General features: G+C 70.4%; 23 protein-coding genes, 3 pseudogenes and 1 riboswitch. Of the genes and pseudogenes, 24 read left to right on the forward strand and 2 right to left on the reverse strand.

The window, feature by feature from the left end; all coding sequences use genetic code 11:
* The 17 genes and pseudogenes from AB0K36_RS23305 to AB0K36_RS23385 all read left to right on the forward strand — a co-directional run.
* Positions 1 to 403: pseudogene (locus AB0K36_RS23305) on the forward strand (hypothetical protein); the annotation flags it as partial.
* Positions 404 to 655: 252 nt separating this feature from the next.
* Positions 656 to 1,099: a 30S ribosomal protein S16 gene (gene rpsP / locus AB0K36_RS23310; RefSeq protein WP_005311362.1), complete on the forward strand. Its 444-nt coding sequence runs from the start codon at positions 656 to 658 to the stop codon at positions 1,097 to 1,099.
* Positions 1,100 to 1,101: 2 nt separating this feature from the next.
* Positions 1,102 to 1,341 carry an RNA-binding protein gene (locus AB0K36_RS23315; protein WP_005311361.1) on the forward strand — a complete coding sequence of 80 codons (240 nt, stop codon included), beginning with the start codon at positions 1,102 to 1,104 and terminating at the stop codon, positions 1,339 to 1,341.
* 163 nt (positions 1,342 to 1,504) lie between these two features.
* On the forward strand, positions 1,505 to 2,062 hold the full coding sequence (rimM, locus tag AB0K36_RS23320; protein ID WP_189473369.1) for a ribosome maturation factor RimM: 558 nt from the start codon (positions 1,505 to 1,507) through the stop codon (positions 2,060 to 2,062).
* Positions 2,062 to 2,883 carry a tRNA (guanosine(37)-N1)-methyltransferase TrmD gene (gene trmD / locus AB0K36_RS23325; protein WP_189473368.1) on the forward strand — a complete coding sequence of 274 codons (822 nt, stop codon included), beginning with the start codon at positions 2,062 to 2,064 and terminating at the stop codon, positions 2,881 to 2,883. The genes rimM and trmD overlap by 1 nt, the downstream gene beginning before the upstream one ends.
* 126 nt (positions 2,884 to 3,009) lie before the next feature.
* Positions 3,010 to 3,360: a 50S ribosomal protein L19 gene (gene rplS, locus AB0K36_RS23330; protein ID WP_159686518.1), complete on the forward strand. Its 351-nt coding sequence runs from the start codon at positions 3,010 to 3,012 to the stop codon at positions 3,358 to 3,360.
* Between the two features lie 71 nt (positions 3,361 to 3,431).
* A complete protein-coding gene (gene lepB / locus AB0K36_RS23335; protein WP_364597596.1) occupies positions 3,432 to 4,214 on the forward strand; it encodes a signal peptidase I in 783 nt (260 codons plus the stop codon).
* A pseudogene (lepB, locus tag AB0K36_RS23340) lies at positions 4,207 to 5,242 on the forward strand (signal peptidase I). The gene lepB (AB0K36_RS23335) and the pseudogene lepB (AB0K36_RS23340) overlap by 8 nt, the downstream one beginning before the upstream one ends.
* Complete coding sequence (gene lepB / locus AB0K36_RS23345) at positions 5,184 to 6,095, forward strand: signal peptidase I (RefSeq protein WP_364597700.1); 912 nt, start codon at positions 5,184 to 5,186, stop codon at positions 6,093 to 6,095. The pseudogene lepB (AB0K36_RS23340) and the gene lepB (AB0K36_RS23345) overlap by 59 nt, the downstream one beginning before the upstream one ends.
* Before the next feature lie 70 nt (positions 6,096 to 6,165).
* Positions 6,166 to 6,912, forward strand: coding sequence for a signal peptidase I (gene lepB, locus AB0K36_RS23350; RefSeq protein ID WP_364597599.1), 747 nt, complete (start codon positions 6,166 to 6,168; stop codon positions 6,910 to 6,912).
* Entirely contained in the window at positions 6,902 to 7,438 is a 537-nt protein-coding gene (locus AB0K36_RS23355; protein ID WP_364597602.1) for an NUDIX hydrolase, read from the forward strand. The genes lepB (AB0K36_RS23350) and AB0K36_RS23355 overlap by 11 nt, the downstream gene beginning before the upstream one ends.
* 29 nt (positions 7,439 to 7,467) lie before the next feature.
* On the forward strand, positions 7,468 to 7,776 hold the full coding sequence (locus AB0K36_RS23360) for a DUF2469 domain-containing protein (protein WP_005311352.1): 309 nt from the start codon (positions 7,468 to 7,470) through the stop codon (positions 7,774 to 7,776).
* A gap of 116 nt (positions 7,777 to 7,892) precedes the next feature.
* Positions 7,893 to 8,255, forward strand: coding sequence for a YraN family protein (locus AB0K36_RS23365; RefSeq protein WP_364597604.1), 363 nt, complete (start codon positions 7,893 to 7,895; stop codon positions 8,253 to 8,255).
* A pseudogene (locus AB0K36_RS23370) lies at positions 8,255 to 9,879 on the forward strand (YifB family Mg chelatase-like AAA ATPase). Before AB0K36_RS23365 ends, AB0K36_RS23370 begins: the two are co-directional and overlap by 1 nt.
* Positions 9,876 to 11,057, forward strand: a complete 1,182-nt coding sequence (gene dprA / locus AB0K36_RS23375) for a DNA-processing protein DprA (protein ID WP_364597607.1) — start codon at positions 9,876 to 9,878, stop codon at positions 11,055 to 11,057. The pseudogene AB0K36_RS23370 and the gene dprA overlap by 4 nt, the downstream one beginning before the upstream one ends.
* 276 nt (positions 11,058 to 11,333) lie before the next feature.
* Positions 11,334 to 12,170, forward strand: a complete 837-nt coding sequence (whiG, locus tag AB0K36_RS23380) for an RNA polymerase sigma factor WhiG (protein WP_307708523.1) — start codon at positions 11,334 to 11,336, stop codon at positions 12,168 to 12,170.
* A 62-nt stretch (positions 12,171 to 12,232) separates the two neighbouring features.
* A complete protein-coding gene (locus AB0K36_RS23385) occupies positions 12,233 to 12,790 on the forward strand; it encodes a TetR/AcrR family transcriptional regulator (RefSeq protein ID WP_364597702.1) in 558 nt (185 codons plus the stop codon).
* A 66-nt stretch (positions 12,791 to 12,856) separates the two neighbouring features.
* Here AB0K36_RS23385 and AB0K36_RS34745 read toward each other — a convergent pair whose 3' ends face one another.
* The gene (locus AB0K36_RS34745; protein ID WP_435877922.1) at positions 12,857 to 14,074 is read right to left on the reverse strand and encodes a murein hydrolase activator EnvC family protein; all 1,218 of its coding nucleotides are present in this window, start codon (positions 14,072 to 14,074) and stop codon (positions 12,857 to 12,859) included.
* Between the two features lie 257 nt (positions 14,075 to 14,331).
* Between AB0K36_RS34745 and rpsB the strand changes: the two genes are divergently transcribed.
* From rpsB to AB0K36_RS23415, 5 genes are all read left to right on the forward strand, one after another.
* Positions 14,332 to 15,252 (forward strand): 30S ribosomal protein S2, encoded by a 921-nt coding sequence (rpsB, locus tag AB0K36_RS23395; protein ID WP_364597610.1) that lies wholly within the window; start codon positions 14,332 to 14,334, stop codon positions 15,250 to 15,252.
* A 105-nt stretch (positions 15,253 to 15,357) separates the two neighbouring features.
* Positions 15,358 to 16,194: a translation elongation factor Ts gene (tsf, locus tag AB0K36_RS23400; protein ID WP_189473359.1), complete on the forward strand. Its 837-nt coding sequence runs from the start codon at positions 15,358 to 15,360 to the stop codon at positions 16,192 to 16,194.
* A 161-nt stretch (positions 16,195 to 16,355) separates the two neighbouring features.
* Positions 16,356 to 17,120, forward strand: coding sequence for a UMP kinase (gene pyrH, locus AB0K36_RS23405; protein WP_364597613.1), 765 nt, complete (start codon positions 16,356 to 16,358; stop codon positions 17,118 to 17,120).
* A 129-nt stretch (positions 17,121 to 17,249) separates the two neighbouring features.
* A complete protein-coding gene (gene frr / locus AB0K36_RS23410) occupies positions 17,250 to 17,807 on the forward strand; it encodes a ribosome recycling factor (RefSeq protein WP_005311329.1) in 558 nt (185 codons plus the stop codon).
* Positions 17,807 to 18,955 (forward strand): phosphatidate cytidylyltransferase, encoded by a 1,149-nt coding sequence (locus AB0K36_RS23415; RefSeq protein ID WP_189473357.1) that lies wholly within the window; start codon positions 17,807 to 17,809, stop codon positions 18,953 to 18,955. Before frr ends, AB0K36_RS23415 begins: the two co-directional genes overlap by 1 nt.
* Before the next feature lie 61 nt (positions 18,956 to 19,016).
* Here the strand turns inward: AB0K36_RS23415 and AB0K36_RS23420 are convergent, their stop codons facing one another.
* Positions 19,017 to 19,442 carry a contact-dependent growth inhibition system immunity protein gene (locus tag AB0K36_RS23420; protein WP_364597617.1) on the reverse strand — a complete coding sequence of 142 codons (426 nt, stop codon included), beginning with the start codon at positions 19,440 to 19,442 and terminating at the stop codon, positions 19,017 to 19,019.
* A gap of 129 nt (positions 19,443 to 19,571) precedes the next feature.
* Here AB0K36_RS23420 and rlmN point away from each other — a divergent pair, with 129 nt between their 5' ends.
* Positions 19,572 to 20,678 carry a dual-specificity RNA methyltransferase RlmN gene (gene rlmN / locus AB0K36_RS23425; protein WP_189473355.1) on the forward strand — a complete coding sequence of 369 codons (1,107 nt, stop codon included), beginning with the start codon at positions 19,572 to 19,574 and terminating at the stop codon, positions 20,676 to 20,678.
* A gap of 63 nt (positions 20,679 to 20,741) precedes the next feature.
* A riboswitch (TPP riboswitch) is annotated at positions 20,742 to 20,863 on the forward strand.
* Positions 20,859 to 21,959, forward strand: coding sequence for a thiamine ABC transporter substrate-binding protein (locus AB0K36_RS23430; protein WP_364597620.1), 1,101 nt, complete (start codon positions 20,859 to 20,861; stop codon positions 21,957 to 21,959). It overlaps the preceding riboswitch by 5 nt.
* Positions 21,960 to 21,989 lie beyond the last annotated feature (30 nt).

Consider the following 21,989-nt stretch of genomic DNA (forward strand, 5'->3'; position numbering starts at 1 on the left):
AGGTGTCCGTGACACCTCGCGCGCCGGCCGCTACCACAACCGCCGTTTCCTGGCCATCGCCGAGGAGATGGGCCTCGACCATGTGGACGAGCCGCACCCCAGCAGCGGCTTCTCGCTGGTCGCGCTCAACCCGGAGGCCAAGCGGCGGTACCGCCCCACGATCGAACGGCTGCAGCGCGCCCTCAAGGCGCACACGGTTGCGACGGCCTCCGACACCAAGCGCACCTTCCGCGGACCTGCCGCACGGCACGGTTCCTCGGGAGGCGGCGTGCGGGTCAAGGCCGTCTGCGACTGCGGCCGCAACGTCAGAGTCGTCCCCTCCGTCCTCGCGCAGGCGCCGATCGTCTGCGGGGGGTGCGGGAAGCCCTTCCGTATCCCGGAGTCGGTGGGCGCGGCGAGCTGATTCGTCCGCGCCCGCGGGGGCGGGCTGCCGACGAGCTCGTCGGCCGGCGGGCCGTGCGCCGACGGGCCCGCCGGGATGCCCGGGCGGGTGAACAGCCCTCTCCGGCATGTGGCACAATGGCTAGCTGTACTCGACAGCCGCACAGGAACCCTCTCGCCTCCGGCTGACGCGTCCATCGGGCACCCGAGTACCGCAACCCCACGTGGCATCTCGTTGTGCCCAACCACGTCAAGACCAGGAGACACCACTCCCGTGGCAGTCAAGATCAAGCTGAAGCGTCTCGGCAAGATTCGCCAGCCCCACTACCGCATCGTCGTCGCCGACTCCCGTACCCGCCGTGACGGCCGGGCCATCGAGGAGATCGGGCTGTACCACCCGACGTACAACCCGTCGCGCATCGAGGTCGACTCCGAGCGTGCCCAGTACTGGCTGTCCGTCGGCGCCCAGCCGACCGAGCCGGTTCTGGCCATCCTGAAGCTCACCGGCGACTGGCAGAAGGTCAAGGGTCTGCCGGCCCCGGAGAAGCCGCTGCTGGCCCCGGCGACGAAGGAAGACAAGCGCGCCTCCTTCGACGCCTTCGCCAAGGCGATCGAGGGCGACGACGCCAAGGGTGAGGCCATCACCCCGAAGGCGAAGAAGGCCGACAAGAAGGCGGACGAGGCCGAGGCCGCGCCCGCCGAGTCCACCGAGGCCTGAGGATGCTCGAGGAGGCTCTCGAGCACCTCGTGAAGGGCATCGTCGACAACCCGGACGATGTGCAGGTGGCTTCCCGCAACCTGCGCCGCGGGCGTGTGCTCGAGGTTCGGGTCCACCCCGACGACCTCGGTAAGGTGATCGGCCGCAACGGCCGCACCGCGCGCGCCCTGCGCACCGTCGTGGGCGCCATCGGCGGCCGTGGCATCCGCGTCGACCTCGTCGACGTGGACCAGGTCCGCTGAACAGTTGAACACCGGCTCGGGCCGGGGAGGGCTCCGGCTCTTCCCGGCCCTTGTCGTGTCGCTGTCGAAGTCCGCAAACCGATAATTGAGTAACCGAGGAACCACGGCGGCAAGCGACCACCCCGCGAGAGCGGCGGCGGTCCGGCCGCAAAGAGGGGTGAGCGTGCAGCTGGTAGTCGGACGGATCGGCCGGGCCCACGGCATCAAGGGCGAGGTCACCGTCGAGGTGCGCACGGACGAGCCGGAACTGCGGCTCGGACCGGGCGCCGTGCTGGCCACGGACCCGGCGACCGCCGGACCGCTGACCATCGAGACCGGCAGGGTGCACAGCGGCCGGCTGCTGCTGCGCTTCGAGGGCGTGAAGGACCGCAACGCCGCGGAGGCGCTGCGCAACACGCTGCTGATCGCCGAGGTGGACCCGGAGGAGCTCCCCGAGGAGCCCGACGAGTACTACGACCACCAGCTGATGGATCTGGACGTGGTGCTCGAGGACGGCACGGAGATCGGCCGGATCACCGAGATCAGCCATCTGCCCTCCCAGGACCTGTTCATCGTCGAACGGCCCGACGGCAGCGAGGTGATGATCCCGTTCGTCCAGGAGATCGTCGCCGAGATCGACCTGGAGGAGCAGCGGGCGGTGATCACCCCGCCGCGCGGACTGATCGACGACAGCGAGGCCGAGGTCGCCTCCGCGCGTGACGCCTCGGAGGACGGGTCCTGATGCGGCTCGACGTCGTCACGATCTTTCCCGAGTACCTCGAACCGCTGAACGTCTCCCTGGTCGGCAAGGCCCGCGCCCGTGGGCAGCTCGGCGTCCACGTCCACGATCTGCGCGACTGGACGTACGACCGGCACAACACCGTCGACGACACCCCGTACGGCGGCGGCCCCGGCATGGTCATGAAGACCGAGCCCTGGGGCGACGCCCTCGACGACATCGTGGCGAGCGGCTACGAGGCGGGCGCCCACGGCCCCGTGCTCGTGGTGCCGACCCCGAGCGGCCGGCCGTTCACGCAGGAGGTCGCCGTCGAGCTCTCCGAGCGTCCGTGGCTGATCTTCACCCCCGCCCGCTACGAGGGCATCGACCGCCGGGTCATCGACGAGTACGCGACCCGGATGCCGGTCCACGAAGTGTCCATCGGCGACTACGTGCTGGCCGGCGGTGAGGCGGCCGTGCTCGTGATCACCGAGGCCGTCGCCCGGCTGCTTCCCGGTGTCCTCGGCAACGCCGAATCCCACCGGGACGACTCCTTCGCGCCCGGCGCGATGGCGAACCTGCTCGAGGGCCCCGTCTACACGAAGCCCCCCACCTGGCGCGGACGCGCGATTCCCGATGTGCTGGTCAGCGGCCACCACGGGAAGATCGCACGCTGGCGACGGGACGAGGCGCTCTGCCGCACGGCCCTCAACAGGCCCGACCTGATCGAGCGTTGCGACCCCGCGGCGTTCGACAAGAAGGACCGCGAGACCCTGTCCATCCTCGGCTGGGCACCCGAGCCCGGCGGCCGATTTTGGCGCAGGCCGAAGGCCGTGGAAGAATGAGCCGCTGCCGTACGTCCGGCCGGCGCCCCTGCCACAGGGGGAACGACGCCCGCCCGACCCGGCACCCCGGATCTCATACCCATATTCCGCTGATGACCTGTGGCATCGGCGAGGAAGCAGACCAACATGGCTCACCTGCTCGACAGCGTCAACTCGGCTTCGCTGCGCAGCGACGTCCCGGCCTTCCGTCCCGGTGACACCGTGAACGTCCACGTTCGCGTCATCGAGGGCAACCGCTCCCGTATCCAGCAGTTCAAGGGCGTCGTCATCCGCCGCCAGGGCGCGGGCGTCAGCGAGACCTTCACGGTCCGCAAGGTCTCCTTCTCCGTCGGCGTCGAGCGCACCTTCCCGGTGCACAGCCCGATCTTCGAGAAGATCGAGCTCGTCACCCGCGGTGACGTCCGTCGCGCCAAGCTGTACTACCTCCGTGAGCTGCGCGGCAAGGCCGCGAAGATCAAGGAGAAGCGCGACAACTGAGCCTGAGCTCACCGCCGCGACGACGCTTCGGTTCAACCGGTCACAGGGCGGCCGGATAGGCTCTGCCCTCGATGGACACCGAAGCACAGCACACGGAGCGCGACCGCTCTTCCACCCCCGCGGACGGGGTCGAGGAAGAGGGGTCGCGCTCCGCGCGTCGTTACGGCGGGCGCCGCCGCTCGCCGATGTCCCTGCGCACGGCGGGAGTGATCGGCGGGGCCTGCGCCGTCTTCGTGCTGCTGCTGAGCCACTTCGTGGTGCAGCCCTTCCAGATCCCCAGCAGCTCCATGGAGCCCACCCTTCAGGTCGGGGACCGGGTGCTGGTGAACAAGCTGGCGTACCGTTTCGGTGCGGAGCCCCGGCGTGGAGACGTGATCGTCTTCGACGGCACGGGCTCCTTCGTGCCGGAGGGAGTGACGGAAAACCCCGTCAGTTCCGTAGTACGAGAGGGGCTCGCCGCACTCGGACTCGCCGAGCCCGCCGAGACGGATTTCGTCAAGCGGGTGGTGGGCGTGGGCGGTGACCGGGTTGTCTGCTGCGACAAGGGGGGCAGGGTCGAGGTGAACGGCGTGCCGGTCGACGAGAGATATCTGCACCCCGACGGCGGGCCCTCCGAGGTGGCCTTCGACATCGTCGTTCCCGAGGCGACGCTCTGGGTCATGGGGGACCACCGCAGCAACTCACGCGACTCCCGGGACCACCTGGGGCAGCCCGGCGGCGGCATGGTGCCCGTCGACATGGTCGTCGGCAGGGCGGACTGGATCGGCTGGCCGGTCGGCCGCTGGTCGGGCATCGAACCGACGGGCGCCTTCTCCGGCGTGCCCGACGCGCCTCCCGGCGGCGCCCATGGGTAACCGCGGGCGCAGTCCCAGCCACCGGGCGGACACCCGGCTGCCGACCGGTACCCGGCCGACGAACGGCGCGAGGCCGCTGCCCGGCCGTGCGGAACGGCGCCGGCTGGCCCAGAAGGTCAAACGCAAGCGCCGCCGCTCCGCGGTGAAGGAGATACCCCTCCTGATCATGGTGGCGCTGCTCATAGCCCTGGTACTGAAGACGTTCCTGGTGCAGGCGTTCGTCATCCCGTCCGGCTCCATGGAACAGACGATCAGGATCCAGGACCGCGTCCTGGTGGACAAGCTCACCCCGTGGTTCGGCGCGAAGCCGCAGCGGGGTGACGTCGTCGTCTTCAAGGACCCCGGTGGCTGGCTGCCGCCGGAGGAGAAGCCGAAGCAGGACGACCCGATCGTGGTCAAGCAGGTCAAGCAGGCCCTGACGTTCATCGGGCTGCTGCCGTCGGACGACGAGCGGGACCTCATCAAGAGGGTCGTCGCCGTCGGCGGCGACAATGTGAAGTGCTGCGACAAGGACGGCCGGGTCACCGTCAACGGCGTGCCGCTGAACGAACCGTATCTGAACCCCGGGGACGCGCCCTCGACGATGACGTTCGACGTCCAGGTGCCGGAGGGACGGTTCTTCGTGATGGGGGACCATCGGTCGGATTCGGCCGACTCCCGTTTCCATCTCGATGAGCAGGGCAGTGGCACGGTGGCTCAGGACCAGGTCGTCGGGCAGGCCGTCGTGATCGCCTGGCCGCTGGACCACTGGCGGCGGCTGGAGGAGCCGGAGACCTACGCGTCCGTGCCCGACAGGCGCGCCGGGGCGACGGCCGCACAGCCACCGTCGAATAGTGTGTCCTCCCAGGACCAGAACCAGATGGTCCTGCTCCCGACCCCTGCGGAACTCCCGCTCGTTATGGGAGTGGTGGGCCTGTACCTGCTGTGGCACAGGCGGTTCGCACGGCGTGAGGAGTGGATGTGGGGGACGTGGCGGTCGGCGCACGGTCCGGGCACGACGATCCCGAGGAGCGGAACGGGTCTCCTGAGACGCCCTCGGACATGACGGACGACTCGGCGTCGGCGACCGGCGACGGCGGCGATTCCTCGGAGGGCAGCGGTACGGATCGGAAGAAGCAGAAGTCCTTCTGGAAGGAACTGCCGCTCCTGGTCGGTATCGCGCTCCTGCTGGCGCTGCTGATCAAGACGTTTCTGGTGCAGGCGTTCTCCATCCCGTCGGACTCGATGATGAACACCCTCCAGCGCGGCGACCGTGTCCTGGTGGACAAGCTCACCCCGTGGTTCGGGTCGGAACCCGAGCGCGGCGAGGTCGTGGTCTTCCACGATCCGGGCGGCTGGCTCGAGGGCGAGCCCACGCCGGAGCCGAACGCCGTGCAGAAGTTCCTCAGCTTCATCGGGCTGATGCCGTCCGCCGAGGAGAAGGACCTCATCAAGCGGACGATCGCGGTCGGCGGCGACACGGTGGAGTGCAAGAAGGGCGGCCCGGTCAAGGTCAACGGCAAGGCCCTCGACGAGCGCGAGTACATCTACCCGGGCAGCAGCGCCTGCGACGACATGCCGTTCGGGCCGTTCAAGGTGCCGGACGACAGGATCTGGGTGATGGGCGACAACCGCCAGAACTCCCAGGACTCCCGCTACCACATGGAAGACGTGAACCGCGGGTTCGTCCCGGTCGAGAAGGTCGTGGGACGCGCTGTGGTGGTCGCCTGGCCGCTGGACCGCTGGTCCACCCTCCCCGTACCCGCCACCTTCGACCAGCCCGGGATCGACGCGGCCGCCGCCGCACTGCCCGCCGCCGCTCCCGCGGCGCTGGGGCTGGCCGGTGCGCTGCCGTTCGTACTGTGGCGCAGGAGGCTGACCGGCAGGCGTACCGCCGGGTAGGGTGCCGCCCAGATCGCCGATCTCCGGGGAACGTCCCGGGGGTCGTATCTCCGAGGTGGGGAGCGCCGGGATGGGCGGAACGGGACAGGACGAAGACGGCCGCGGCCGGCTCGGCAACGCGCTGTCGGGGCTGGCCGTGGCCGTCGGCTGTGTGCTCTTCCTCGGAGGTTTCGTCTGGGGTGCCCTCGTCTACCAGCCCTACACGGTGCCGACCGCTTCGATGGCGCCGACCGTGGAGGCCGGCGACCGGGTGCTCGCGGAGCGCATAGACGGCGCGGACGTGCGCCGTGGTGATGTGGTGGTCTTCCGCGACAAGCTGTGGGGCGACATGCCCATGATCAAGCGGGTGGTGGGCGTCGGCGGCGACGAGATCGCCTGCTGCGCCGACAACGGCCGGCTGACCGTGAACGGCAAGGCCATCGAGGAACCGTATCTGCTCCAGGGAGACGGGCCCGCGTCGCAGAAGTTCACCGCGAGCGTGCCCGAGGGGCAGCTGTTCCTGCTCGGCGACGAGCGGATGGGTTCGCTCGACTCCCGGTCCCATCTCCAGGACCCCGGCCACGGCTCGGTCCCGCGTTCCGCCGTCTCCGCCCGGGTGGACGCCGTGGCGTGGCCGCTCGACGGCGGCCTGATCGAACGGCCCGCGGGGTTCGCGGCGCTGCCGGGGGGTGTGTCGCAGCCCGGACCGGTGAAACTCATGCTCGGCGCGGTGGTCACGGGCGCTGTGCTGATCTTCGGCGGGGCCGCCTACGGGCCGGTGGCAGGGCGTCTCGGCCGCACTCGGCGGGCCGGCAGGGAGGTCTCCGGTGTCGTATGACGGGCCGGGCGCGGTGCCCCCGCTCCGCAAGGTGTCCAGGGTCGTGCTGCTCGATCCCGAGGACCGGATCCTGCTCATGCACGGATACGAGCCGGGGGACCCGGCCGACGACTGGTGGTTCACCCCGGGCGGCGGCCTGGAGGGCGACGAGACGCGGGAAGAGGCGGCGCTGCGGGAACTGGCCGAGGAGACCGGCATCACCGACGTGGAACTGGGGCCGGTGCTGTGGCAGCGCCAGTGCTCGTTCCCGTTCGACGGCCGCCGCTGGGACCAGGACGAATGGTATTTCCTGGCGCGTACGACACAGACGGACACTGCCCCGCGCGGGCTGACGGAGCTCGAGCAGCGGAGCGTCGCGGGCCTCAGATGGTGGACCTCCGCCGAACTGTCGGCGGCGCGTGAGACGGTGTACCCGACCAGGCTCGCCGAACTGCTGCGCACGCTGCTCGACGAGGGACCCCCGGGTGCGCCGGTGGTTCTGGACACCGAAACGGTCCAGGACCCCAGTGCGGCTGGCGCACAATAGGGGGACGCAAGGCTGAAGGGGAACATGCCATGAGCGCCGAGGACCTCGAGAAGTACGAGACCGAGATGGAGCTGAAGCTCTACCGGGAGTACCGAGACGTCGTCGGGCTGTTCAAATACGTGATCGAGACCGAGCGTCGCTTCTACCTCACCAACGACTACGAGATGCAGGTGCACTCGGTCCAGGGCGAGGTCTTCTTCGAGGTCTCGATGGCGGACGCCTGGGTGTGGGACATGTACCGGCCGGCCAGGTTCGTCAAGCAGGTCCGGGTGCTCACCTTCAAGGACGTGAACATCGAGGAGCTGAACAAGAGCGACCTCGAGCTTCCCGGCAGCTGAAACCACTCCCGCGGGTGACGCGGTTGTCCACACCCCGAGGGCTGTCCACAGCTTTCGATCAAGATCCACATTGAGGGGTCCCACGCGTCAGAGTCGGTGCCGGAGGTGGTGCCGACATGAACGCGACGGGGGCACTGGGACGGTACGGAGAGGACCTGGCGGCGAGGCTGCTGACCAGGTCCGGGATGCGGCTGCTGGCAAGGAACTGGCGCTGCGGTCGGTCCGGGGAGATCGACATCGTCGCCCGCGACGGCGACACGGTCGTCGTCTGCGAGGTCAAGACCCGCAGGGTCGGCGGATACGAGCATCCGATGGCCGCGATCACACCGGTCAAGGCGGTACGGCTGCGGCGGCTCGCCGAGTGCTGGCTGGAGCGGCACGGCGGCGCACCGCCGGGCGGCGTGCGCATCGACCTCGTCGGCGTGCTGCTGCCCAGGCGCGGTGCCGCGGTCGTCGAGCACGCCCGTGGGGTGGCCTGATGGGATTCGCACGCGCGTGTTCCGTGGCCCTGGTCGGAGTCGAGGGCGTGGTGGTCGAGGTCCAGGCGGATCTGGAGCCGGGGGTCGCCGCGTTCACCCTCGTCGGGCTCCCGGACAAGAGCCTGGTGGAGAGCCGGGACCGGGTGCGAGCCGCCGTGGTGAACTCGGGCGCCGAGTGGCCGCAGAAGAAGCTCACCGTGGGGCTCAGCCCGGCGTCGGTGCCCAAGGGCGGCAGCGGCTTCGATCTCGCCGTGGCCGTCGCCGTGCTCGGCGCCTCCGAGCGGATCGACCCACGGCAGATCGCCGACCTCGTGCTCATCGGGGAGCTGGGGCTCGACGGCCGGGTCAGACCGGTGCGAGGAGTGCTCCCCGCAGTGCTCGCCGCGGCCGAGGCCGGGTACGAACAGGTCGTCGTGCCCGAGCAGACAGCCGGTGAGGCGTCACTCGTACCGGGGATCTCGGTCCTCGGCGTGCGGAGCCTGCGGCAGCTGATCGCGGTGCTCGCGGACGAGCCGGTGCCCGACGAGGAGCCCGTCGAGGAGGGCAGCCCGACCCCATGCTGGCCGGGCTGCTGGTGCCGGGCGCGGGCGTCGGCACGGGCCTGGCCGCGGACCCGGTCGGCGGACCTGACCTGGCCGACGTAGCCGGCCAGCACACGGCACGCACGGGCCTCGAGGTCGCGGCGGCCGGCGGACACCATCTGCTGCTCTCGGGCCCGCCGGGTGCGGGGAAGACCATGCTCGCCGAGCGGCTGCCCGGTGTGTTGCCGCCGCTGACCCGCCGGGAGTCGCTCGAGGTCACGGCGGTTCACTCGGTGGCGGGTCTGCTGCCGCCGGGCCAGCCGCTGGTGCGGACACCGCCGTACTGCGCACCGCACCATTCGGCGACCATGCAGTCGCTGGTCGGCGGCGGGAACGGCCTGCCGAAGCCCGGTGCGGTCTCCCTCGCACACCGGGGTCTGCTCTTCCTCGACGAGGCGCCGGAGTTCTCCGGCAAGGCGCTGGACGCCCTGCGGCAGCCCCTGGAGTCGGGCCATGTCGTCGTGGCCAGGAGCGGGGGAGTGGTGCGACTGCCGGCCAGATTCCTGATGATGCTGGCCGCCAACCCGTGCCCCTGCGGGCGGCACACCCTGCACGGCGCCGGATGCGACTGCCCGGCCTCGGCGATCCGGCGGTACCAGGCCCGGCTGTCGGGTCCGCTGCTGGACCGTGTCGACCTGCGCATCGAGGTCGAGCCGGTGAGCCGGTCCGACCTGCTCGGCCAGGGCGGCCGAGGAGACTCCACAGCGGTGGTGGCCGACCGGGTGCGCGAGGCGCGGGCCCGTGCGGCTGCCCGTCTCGACGGCACACCGTGGTCCGTCAACAGCGAGGTCCCTGGCCACGAACTGCGGACCCGATGGACGGTCTCGGCCGGGGCGCTGGCGGCAGCGGAGCGGGACGTGGACCGTGGTCTGCTCACGGCACGCGGTCTGTACCGGGTGCTGCGAGTCGCCTGGACCATCGCGGATCTCGCCGGCCGGGACCGGCCGGAGGCGTCCGACGTCGCACTGGCCCTTGAGCTGCGGACCGGGATCGCGAGGGGCGTCCCGGCGGGGGCCATCGCGGGGGTCGGGGGCAGGGCATGACGCCGCGGATGCCGGGTCGCGTGGCCGACGACCGGGAGCGGATGGCCCGCGCCGCGTTGACGCGCATCCTCGAACCGGGTGACGAGCACGGCGGGCGGTGGCTCCGCGAGTTCGGCGCCGAAGGGCTGCTGGCCCTGCTGACATCGGAGGACTGTGCCGCCGGGGCCCTCACGGGCGTTTCCGAGGACCGGGTGCGGGGGCTGCGGGACCGGGCCGTAGGGGTGCGGCCGGAGCGCGACCTGGACGCCGTGCACGCGGTCGGCGGCCGGTTCGTGATCCCGGGCGACGCCGAGTGGCCGACCCAGCTCGACGACCTCCGGGACGCCTCACCCGTCGGGCTGTGGGTGCGGGGCAGGCCCGACCTGCGGAAATGGGCGCTGCGTTCGGTGGCGGTGGTCGGGGCGCGGGCCTGCACACCGTACGGGGCGCACATGGCCACCGCTCTCGGGGCCGGACTCGCGGAGCGCGGCTGGGTCGTGGTGTCAGGGGCGGCGTTCGGCGTGGACGGCTCGGCACACCGTGGAGCGCTGGCCGCCGGCGGTGCCACGGTGGCCGTCCTCGCCTGCGGTGTCGATGTCGCCTACCCCCGCGGTCACGGCGAATTGATCGGACGCATCGTCGAACAGGGGCTCGTCATCGGCGAGTTGCCGCCGGGCGGTCACCCGACTCCGAGCAGGTTCGTCCAGCGCAACCGCGTCATCGCCGCGCTGACGAGAGGCACTGTCGTGGTCGAGGCCGAGTACCGCAGCGGCTCGCTGGTCACCGCGCGCGCCGCCCAGCGGCTCGGCCGTCACACGATAGGAGTGCCTGGACCGGTCACCAGCGGGCTGTCGGCAGGCGTCCACGAGCTGCTGCGCGGCGAGAGCGTACTGGTCACCGACGCGGCGGAAGTCGTCGAACTGGTCGGCCGGATAGGGGAACTGGCGCCTGCGCACAGCGGTCCCGTGGTGCCCAGGGACCTGCTGGACCCGATCGGCAGACGGGTGCTCGAGGCGCTGCCCGCGCGGGGTGCGTGCGCCGTGCATCAAGTCGCCCGTGAAGGCGGTACGACGGTGGACGAGGCCCGCGGCAAGCTGTACGAACTTCATTCACTCGGATTCGTGGAACGGGACGGAGAGGGATGGAAGTTGACGCGCAGGCGCCGTCATGGTTCGAACGCGCGGCGAGGCGTTACTTGACCTCGGGCATTCGGGTGAAAAGGTGAAGCCGATGACCTCTGCAGTCCAGTCGGCGGGACCGGAGGGGCCGGTGCGTGGGGCATCGGCCCCGGTTCGAAGGTGTGGACGAAAGCGAATGCCCGCGCCGGTTCGAAGGTGTGGACGAGGGCGAATAACCGCCCCGGTTGGTAAGCCGGACCTTCGCCCACCGCAACCGTGCAGTCACGCTACGCTCACCGGGTTCCCGGCCCAGGCGGCCTCCCGCTCCCTTCACAGCAGAACGGCTCAAGGCAACGCATGCCCCAGCACACCTCCGGGTCTGACCGCGCGGCAGCGCCACCCGCTGCCCGTGGCACCGTGCGGCCCGCCGCACCCTCGTCTCTCGAGGAGTTGTGGCGGTCGTACAAGGCCACGGGTGACGGCCGGCTGCGGGAACAGCTGATCCTCCACTACTCGCCCCTGGTCAAGTACGTCGCAGGCCGGGTGAGCGTCGGCCTGCCGTCCAACGTCGAGCAGGCGGATTTCGTCTCCTCCGGGGTCTTCGGGCTGATCGACGCCATCGAGAAGTTCGACATCGAGCGGTCGATCAAGTTCGAGACGTACGCCATCACCCGGATCCGCGGCGCGATGATCGACGAACTGCGCGCCCTGGACTGGATCCCCCGGTCCGTACGGCAGAAGGCCCGGGCCGTGGAGCGCGCCTACGCGACGCTCGAGGCCCAGCTGCGGCGCACGCCGTCGGAGTCCGAGGTCGCGGCGGAGATGGACATCACGGTCGACGAACTGCACTCGGTTTTCAGCCAGTTGTCGCTCGCGAACGTGGTGGCGCTGGAGGAGCTGCTGCACGTCGGAGGGGAGGGCGGCGAGCGACTCAGCCTCATGGACACGCTCGAGGACACCGCCGCCGACAACCCGGTCGAGGTGGCCGAGGACCGGGAGCTGCGCAGACTCCTCGCGCGGGCCATCAACACCCTGCCGGACCGTGAGAAGACCGTCGTCACGCTCTATTACTACGAGGGACTCACGCTGGCCGAGATCGGGCATGTCCTCGGCGTCACGGAGAGCAGGGTCAGCCAGATCCACACCAAGTCGGTGCTGCAGCTGCGGGCGAAGCTGGCCGACGTGGGACGGTGACCCTGGGATCGCCCGGGCGGGATCCGTAAAGTGGAGGCGTGCCCAGGATTCGAGCGGCCTCCGTGGCCGAGCACCGGACGATGCAGCGAGGCGCCCTGCTGGACGCCGCGCGTTCCCTCCTGTCCGAAGGCGGTACGGAGGCGCTGACCTTCCCCGCCCTCGCCGAGCGCACCGGCTTGGCGAGGTCCTCCGTCTACGAGTACTTCCGGTCGCGTGCCGCGGTCGTCGAGGAGCTCTGCGCGGTGGACTTCCCCGTCTGGGCTGCCGAGGTGGAGACCGCGATGGGCAGGGCGGACACCCCGGAGGGCAAGGTCGAGGCGTATGTGCGCAGGCAGCTCGAACTGGTCGGTGACCGACGGCACCGGGCCGTGGTCGCCATCTCGGCGAGCGAGCTCGAGGCCGGGGCCAGGGAGAAGATCCGCGCCGCGCACGGTGCTCTGATCGCGATGATCGTCGAGGCTCTCGGCGAGCTGGGCCAGGACCGGCCCCGGCTGACCGCGATGCTGCTTCAAGGCGTGGTCGACGCGGCGGTCCGCCGGATCGAGCTCGGAGCGGCCGAGGAGCCCGACGCCATCGCGGAAGCGGCCGTCGCCATGGTGCTGCGAGGCGTCCGGGGCTGAGCGTGGCCACCGCGACGGGGCTGTCCGTCGGGTGCCGCGCCCCGGTGTGCCGGGCGGCCCGCCCGGCTACGTATCGCCTACCGGGCCCGCCGTCCCGCGGTGCGGGACGGGCGCCGCCGGAACCGACACGCGGGCCCGGTACCGCGTGGCCGCTCGCGCAGGGCGCGGCGCGCCCAGAGGCCACCGGGCACCAGCACCACGCTCGCTCTGAACAGCCGGACCGGCACCGCGTGGCAGCCTGCGCAGGGCGCGGTGCGCCACAGCGCCAACGGCCAGCAGGAGAGCCGCGTGGAGCAGGTCCGCCGCCCCCGCGCTCGCCGTCGGCGAGAGCGCCGCGACCGCGGCCCGGGGAGCGGGAATCCCGAACACCGGCAGCAGGCGCGACGGGCCACGGCGCAGTATCCAGGGCGGCAGCAGCGTCAGCGGGTCCAGGTACTCCGTGCCGCGGCGCAGCCCCCAGTGCAGACAGCCCTGGCAATGTGAGGCCCCTGGCTCGACGGTCGCCACGACCTGCCCGGCCGTCACGGCCGTGCCGTGGTCGACCAGCGGGCGGACCGGTTCGTAGGTGGTACGCAACGACGGGTCACCCGTACCGGTGAGAGTGATGGTGAGAACGCCCCGGCCCGCGACGGATCCGGCGAAGGAGACCGTGCCGGACGCCGCCGCTCGCACGGGCGTGCCGGCGGCCGCGGCCAGGTCCACGCCGCGGTGCCCCGGGCCGTAGGGCGACGAGGGCGGCTCCCACCCCCGGACGACGAGCGGCCGGGGCGCACCGACCGGCCAGCTCCGCGGCGCGTCCGGGTCGGGGCCTGGTGCTTTCGTGGTCGCGTCGTCATCGATGTCCGCAGACGGTGGCGCGTCCAGGTCCAGATCCGGGACCGGGTCCGGTGCTTTCGTGGTCGCGCCGTCATCGATGTCCGCAGACCGTGGCGCGTCCGCGTCCGGGTCGGGCGCCGCGGGCCTGTGCCCGGCGGTCGTGCCCGTAGGTCCTGCCGGGGCACCGGGCGGCGAGGATCCTCGCGCGAGCGGCATGAGACCACCGATGCCCGGCCCACCGACCGTGACGATGCGCCCCGGCCCACCGACCGTGACGAGGCGCGGGTGGCGCTCGCGCCACGAAGGGCCGGTGCCGCTACGAAGATCCGGGGCGCCGACCGCGATCGCCGGCCCCGCACGGGCCGGCCCCGCGGCGGCCGGTGTCAGGCAGCCCGTCACGGCCAGCGCGGCGAGAGCCGGCACGGCAAAGATCCGGCAGATCACGGACGCGGGAAACGCACAGTTCATGGGCGGAACCGTGCCTCGGACGCCCGCACCCCCGCTGATCATGGTCCGGATCTGTGGACAACCGGTCCGTTGTGGACAGCGCCGTCACCCGGTGCGTCCGCGGTCCCGTACACTTCTTCTGGCGATCCGGGTCACCGGGTCGACTTCGCACGCCCCGCCATCAGACCCTCATCGGTCGGTGGCCGCGCTCCTCGGTCCCTTGTGGCACGGCGCGTCGGGGCGTCAGGACATAACCGAGAACCCAAGGAGATACGGCCATGGCCGTCGTCACGATGCGGGAGCTGCTGGAGAGCGGCGTCCACTTCGGTCACCAGACCCGTCGTTGGAACCCGAAGATGAAGCGATTCATCTTCACGGAGCGCAACGGCATCTACATCATCGACCTGCTCCAGTCGCTGTCGTACATCGACCGCGCCTACGAGTTCGTCAAGGAGACCGTCGCGCACGGCGGCTCCATCATGTTCGTGGGCACCAAGAAGCAGGCCCAGGAGGCCATCGCCGAGCAGGCGACGCGCGTCGGCATGCCCTACGTCAACCAGCGCTGGCTGGGTGGCATGCTCACCAACTTCTCCACCGTCTACAAGCGTCTGCAGCGCCTCAAGGAGCTCGAGCAGATCGACTTCGAGGACGTGGCCGCCTCCGGCCTCACCAAGAAGGAGCTCCTGGTCCTCTCGCGTGAGAAGGCCAAGCTGGAGAAGACCCTTGGTGGTATCCGCGAGATGCAGAAGGTGCCCAGCGCCGTCTGGATCGTCGACACCAAGAAGGAGCACATCGCCGTCGGTGAGGCGCGCAAGCTCCACATCCCGGTCGTCGCGATCCTCGACACCAACTGCGACCCCGACGAGGTCGACTACAAGATCCCGGGCAACGACGACGCGATCCGCTCCGTCACCCTGCTCACCCGCGTGATCGCCGACGCCGTCGCCGAGGGCCTCATCGCCCGTTCCGGCGTCGCCACCGGCGACTCCAAGCCGGGCGAGAAGGCCGCCGGCGAGCCGCTCGCCGAGTGGGAGCGTGACCTCCTCGAGGGCGAGAAGAAGGCTGACTCCGAGGACGCCGCCGAGGCCAAGCCGGCCGACGCCGCTGCCGAGGCCCCGGCCGCCGAGGCTCCGGCCGCCGACGCCGCGGAGGCCCCGGCCGCCGAGGCGGAGAAGCCGGCGGACGCCGAGCAGGCCTGACCTCACAGGTTCGGTTGTTGACGGCGGGGACGGTGCCAGTGGGCACCGCCCCCGCCGATCACCCGTAGATCTTCGACTTTCGACTTTCGAGAGAGATTCAAGGACATGGCGAACTACACCGCCGCTGACGTCAAGAAGCTCCGCGAGCTCACCGGCGCCGGCATGATGGACTGCAAGAAGGCGCTGGACGAGGCCGACGGCAACGTCGACAAGGCCGTCGAGGCCCTGCGCATCAAGGGCCAGAAGGGCGTCGCCAAGCGCGAGGGCCGCTCCGCCGAGAACGGCGCCGTCGTCTCCCTCATCGCCGACGACAACACCTCCGGTGTCCTCGTCGAGCTGAAGTGCGAGACGGACTTCGTCGCCAAGGGTGACAAGTTCCAGGCCGTCGCCGGCGCGCTCGCCGCGCACGTCGCCAAGACCTCCCCGGCCGACCTCGAGGCGCTGCTCGCCTCCGAGATCGAGCCCGGCAAGACCGTGCAGGCGTACGTCGACGAGGCCAACGCCAACCTCGGCGAGAAGATCGTCCTGGACCGCTTCGCGCAGTTCTCCGGCGCGTACGTCGCCGCCTACATGCACCGCACCATGCCCGACCTGCCCCCGCAGATCGGTGTCCTGGTCGAGCTGGACAAGCCGAACGCCGAGCTCGCCAAGGGCGTCGCGCAGCACATCGCCGCCTTCGCGCCGAAGTACCTGTCCCGCGAGGACGTCCCGGCCGAGGTCGTCGAGGCCGAGCGCCGCGTCGCCGAGGAGACCACGCGCGCCGAGGGCAAGCCCGAGGCCGCGCTCCCGAAGATCGTCGAGGGTCGCGTCAACGGCTTCTTCAAGGAGGCCACCCTCCTCGGCCAGCCGTACGCGCTCGACAACAAGAAGTCCGTCCAGCAGATTCTGGACGAGGCCGGCGTCGCCCTGAAGCGCTTCACGCGCATCAAGGTCGGCATCTGAGTCCGTACGCTACGGACACCGGACCCCGGTAGGGTCTGAAGCAGTCGTCATCGGTGTTCGCGCCGGACGATCGCAGATCTGACGAGGAGGCCATTGCCGTACGGGAAACCGCAAGGACCCACTGGCAATGGCCTTCTTCGCATGTGCACGAGGAGATCTCCATGAATCAGGGCGCCGCACAAAGCGACGACAACCACGGCAAGAAGTCCGGACGCTTCATGCTGAAGCTGTCCGGCGAGGCCTTCGCCGGAGGAGGGGGTCTGGGCGTCGACCCCGACGTCGTACACGCAATCGCCCGCGAGATCGCCGCGGTCGTACGCGACGGGGCAGAGATCGCGGTCGTCATCGGCGGAGGCAACTTCTTCCGCGGGGCCGAGCTCCAGCAGCGCGGCATGGACCGGGCCCGCTCCGACTACATGGGCATGCTCGGCACGGTCATGAACTGCCTCGCCCTCCAGGACTTCCTGGAGAAGGAAGGCATCGACTCGCGTGTCCAGACCGCCATCACGATGGGCCAGGTCGCGGAGCCGTACATCCCGCTACGCGCCGTGCGCCACCTGGAGAAGGGCCGCGTGGTCATCTTCGGCGCCGGTATGGGCATGCCCTACTTCTCCACCGACACCACCGCTGCCCAGCGGGCCCTCGAGATCGACGCGGAAGCGCTCCTCATGGGCAAGAACGGTGTCGACGGGGTCTACGACTCCGACCCCAAGACCAATACGGACGCGGTCAAGTTCGACGCGCTGGAGTACGGCGAGGTGCTGTCGCGCAACCTCAAGGTCGCCGACGCCACGGCGATCACGCTCTGCCGTGACAACGCCCTGCCGATCCTCGTCTTCGAGCTCCTCGCCGAGGGCAATATCGCCCGGGCCGTCAAGGGTGAGAAGATCGGCACGCTCGTGAGCGACCGGGGCACCCGGGCCTGATCCGGGGGCCCTCCCTCGAGGGATGGACAAAGTCCTGCCGGTCGGACACCGTGCAGGCAATACGCGACGCAGGTCCCGCCGGCCCAGTGGTACGAGCCGGGCCCACCTCAAGACACGCAGGAGCAAGTGGTGATCGAAGAGACCCTCCTCGAGGCCGAGGAGAAGATGGAGAAGGCCGTCCTGGTCGCCAAGGATGACTTCGCCGCGATCCGCACCGGACGTGCGCACCCGGCGATGTTCAACAAGATCGTGGCGGACTACTACGGTGCCCTGACCCCGATCAACCAGCTGGCCTCGTTCTCGGTTCCCGAGCCGCGGATGGCCGTCGTCACGCCGTTCGACAAGACCGCTCTGCGCAACATCGAGCAGGCGATCCGCGACTCCGACCTGGGCGTCAACCCGAGCAACGACGGCAACATCATCCGTGTGGTGTTCCCGGAGCTCACCCAGGACCGCCGCAAGGAATACATCAAGGTCGCCAAGACCAAGGCGGAGGACGCCAAGATCTCGATCCGCTCCGTGCGCCGCAAGGCCAAGGAGACGATCGACAAGCTGATCAAGGACGGCGAGGTCGGCGAGGACGAGGGCCGCCGTGCGGAGAAGGAGCTCGACGACACCACCGCGAAGTACGTCGCGCAGGTGGACGAGCTGCTCAAGCACAAGGAAGCCGAGCTGCTCGAGGTCTGATGAACGACTCTTCCTGGGGGGCCCCGCACGGCGCCGGATACGCCGGAGCATGGCCGCCGCCCGACCAGGGGCCCCTCCCGGCGGGTCCCGCATACGATGGGCGCGACGCGCAGCAGACTCGCCCCATGCCCATCGTGCCGGACCTTCCCGACGCAGGTAGAGACGCCGAGGACCACAGCGGCGGCGAACACCGCGAGGACCGTGAGCAGGGGGCCGCTCGGCCGGGCGGCCCCCTGTTCCGCGACGAGATGCCGCAGGAGCCCATGCCCACCCCGCCGCCGTCGGGCGATCCCACTCCGCAGCCCTCCGCCCGGCCCGGGCCGCCGCAGAAGAAGCGGGCGGGCCGGGACCTGCGCGCGGCGATAGGGGTCGGTGTCGGGCTCGGCGCGGTGATCGTCGTCTCCCTCTTCCTCGTCAAGGCCGTCTTCGTCGGCGTGATCGCCGTCGCCGTCGTCGTCGGTCTGTGGGAGCTGACCTCCCGGCTCGAGGAGCGCAAGCAGATCAAGGCCCCGCTCGTCCCTCTCGCGGTGGGCGGCGCGGCGATGGTCGTCGCCGGCTATGTCCGCGGGGCGGAGGGCGCTTGGGTGGCGATGGCGCTCACGGCGCTCGCGGTGCTCGTCTGGCGCATGACGGAGCGCCCTGAGGGCTATCTGAAGGACGTCACGGCCGGCGTGTTCGCCGCCTTCTACGTCCCCTTCCTGGCGACCTTCGTCGCGCTGATGCTGACGGCGGACGACGGTCCGGAGCGTGTGCTCACCTTCCTGCTGCTCACGGTGGTCAGCGACACCGGCGCGTACGCGGTCGGCTGGCGCTTCGGCAAGCACAAGCTCGCGCCGCGCATCAGCCCCGGCAAGACCCGCGAGGGGCTCCTCGGCGCGGTGTCGTTCGCGATGGCCGCGGGGGCGCTGTGCATGCAGTTCCTCATCGACGACGGGACCTGGTGGCAGGGCCTCCTCCTCGGGCTCGCGGTCGCCGTCAGCGCCACGCTGGGCGACCTCGGCGAGTCGATGATCAAGCGGGACCTCGGCATCAAGGACATGGGCACGCTGCTTCCCGGACACGGCGGCATCATGGACCGCCTCGACTCGCTCCTGCCGACGGCGCCGGTCGTGTGGCTGCTGCTGGTGGTCTTCGTAGGGTCGGGCTGACCCGGCGGATCCGCGTGTGAGGGCCCGTCGTCCACCAGGACGGCGGGCCCTCTTCGTCACGTCAGCGAGAGGATCCCGGCCCCGCCACGAAGCGGGCCAGCTCCTCGGCGGCGCCGCGAGGCAGGTCGGAGACCGCCGCCTCGGGCAGTGCCGTGATCACGGTGCGCAGCCGGTCGCCGAGGTCCGGCAGCAGGTCCCAGGCACAGGCCGGGGCCCCGACGGCGGCCAGCAGCAGGTCTCCCTCGTAGAAGTACGCGTCCAGCAGCGGTTCTTCGAGCAGCCGGCGCACCACGAGCGGAAGAACGTACGGCAGGGCCACCTGCTGCGAGACGAGCGTGTGCAGATCCGCCGGCCCGAGCCGGCCCAGCGGAACGCGCCGCAGCCCGTGCACCTTGCGGACCAGCCGGGTCGCGTCCGGGGCGGGGGGCGTCCAGCGGGGCGGATCCAGCTCGTCGAGCGTGCGGTCGAGATGCAGCAGATGGTCCATGGGGTCCATTCTCGACACTTGCCGGCGTCCCTTGCGATCACGCGTGTGACCAACGCCCTCCTTCGTCGTCCCCCGCTGGAATCATCGGCCGCAGGGTCACCGGTCGGGGTCTGCGACACTGGATGAACCATGCCCAAGCCAGGAGAACTCACCTTCGTCGCGCCCCGCGGAGCCAAGAAGCCCCCGCGGCACCTTGCCGACCTCACGCCCGCCGAGCGCAAGGACGCCGTCGCCGCGATCGGCGAGAAGCCGTTCCGCGCCAAGCAGCTGTCCCAGCACTACTTCGCGCGGTACGCGCACGACCCCGCCCAGTGGACCGACATCCCGGCGGCCGCACGGGAGAAGCTCGCCACCGAGCTGCTGCCGGACCTGATGTCCGTCGTGCGGCACATCTCGTGCGACGACGACACCACCCGCAAGACGCTGTGGCGTCTGCACGACGGCACGCTGGTCGAGTCGGTGCTGATGCGTTACCCGGACCGGGTCACCATGTGCATCTCGTCGCAGGCCGGGTGCGGGATGAACTGTCCCTTCTGCGCCACCGGGCAGGCCGGTCTCGACCGGAACCTGTCGACCGCCGAGATCGTGCACCAGATCGTGGACGGCATGCGCGCCCTGCGCGACGGCGAGGTGCCCGGCGGGCCGGCCAGGCTGTCCAACATCGTCTTCATGGGCATGGGCGAGCCGCTCGCCAACTACAAGAGGGTCGTCGGCGCCGTCCGCCGTCTCACCGACCCCGAGCCGGACGGTCTGGGGCTCTCGCAGCGCGGGATCACGGTCTCGACCGTCGGCCTGGTGCCGGCGATGCTCCGGTTCGCGGACGAGGGCTTCAAGTGCCGTCTCGCGGTGTCGCTGCACGCTCCGGACGACGAGCTGCGCGACACCCTGGTCCCGGTCAACACGCGCTGGAAGGTCCGCGAGGTCCTCGACGCCGCCTGGGAGTACGCGGAGAAGTCGGGCCGCCGGATCTCGATCGAGTACGCGCTGATCCGCGACATCAACGACCAGGCCTGGCGCGGTGACCTCCTCGGCCGGCTGCTGAAGGGCAAGAGGGTTCATGTGAACCTGATCCCGCTCAACCCGACGCCCGGTTCGAAGTGGACGGCCTCACGCCCCGAGGACGAGAAGGCGTTCGTGGAGGCCATCGCCGCCCATGGTGTGCCCGTCACCGTCCGGGACACCCGCGGTCAGGAGATCGACGGAGCCTGCGGGCAGCTGGCGGCGCAGGAGCGGTGACCCGCAGGGCCGTCGGCCGTGGCTGATACTGTGCCCTGTGCATTCGCACAAATGAACAACGAAACATTCCGACAGGGGAGCGCACCACAGCGCTGAGAGTGCGGCGAGGCCTTCACGGCCACGGGCCGCAGACCCTCGGACCTGATCCGGGTCATACCGGCGTAGGGAGTCAGCAGCATCATGAACAGCCAGCTTCGGCGTGCCGTCCGCACGGCACTCGTCGGCGCCGTCGGCGTCTGCGTACTCGCGGCGTGCGGCGGGGAGTCCAAGGACAAGGACCCGTCCGGCGGGGCGAGCGGCCCGAAGACCGTGACGCTCGTCAGCCATGATTCCTTCGCGGCGTCCGACGCCGTGCTGAAGGAGTTCACCGCGCGGACCGGGTACACGGTCAAGGTGCTCAAGAGCGGTGACGCGGGTACCGCGCTCAACAAGGAGATCCTCACCAAGGGCTCCCCCCAGGGCGACGTCTTCTTCGGTGTGGACAACACCCTGCTGTCCCGCGCGCTCGACAACGACCTCTTCACGCCCTACGAGGCCAAGGGCCTCGACCAGGTCGCGCAGGATGTCCGGCTCGACGCGGGCAAGCACCGCGTGACGCCCGTCGACACCGGCGACATCTGCGTCAACTACGACAAGAAGTTCTTCGCCGACAAGAAGCTCGCGCCGCCGCGGACCTTCGCCGACCTCGCGAAGCCCGAGTACAAGAACATGCTGGTCGTCGAGAACGCCGCCACCTCCTCGCCCGGCCTCGGTTTCCTCCTCGGCAGCATCGGCGAGTACGGCGAGTCGGGCTGGCAGGGCTACTGGAAGAAGCTCAAGGACAACGGGGTCAAGGTCGTTGACGGCTGGGAGCAGGCGTACAACGAGGAGTTCTCCGGCTCCGCCGGCGGCAAGAAGGCCAAGGCCGACCGCCCGCTCGTCGTCTCGTACGCCTCCAGCCCGCCGGTCGAGGTCCTGTACTCCGACCCGCAGCCGGCGGAGGCGCCCACCGGCGTCGCCACCGGCACCTGCTTCCGGCAGATCGAGTTCGCGGGCCTGCTGACGGGCGCGAAGAACGAGGCGGGCGGCAAGGCGCTCCTGGACTTCATGATCAGCAAGAAGTTCCAGGAGGACATGCCGCTCAACATGTTCGTCAACCCGGTGGTCAAGGACGCGAAGCTGCCCGAGCTGTTCACCGAGCACGGCGCGGTGGTCGAGAAGCCTGAGACCGTCGCCGCGGACACCATCGCGAAGAACCGTGAGCAGTGGGTCCGGTCGTGGTCCTCGCTCGTCGTGAAGTAGGCAGGTCCCTGCGCGGGAACGCGGCCCGGC

Origin of the sequence: Streptomyces kurssanovii, assembly GCF_040677245.1 — a bacterium.
Classification (GTDB): domain Bacteria; phylum Actinomycetota; class Actinomycetes; order Streptomycetales; family Streptomycetaceae; genus Streptomyces; species Streptomyces kurssanovii.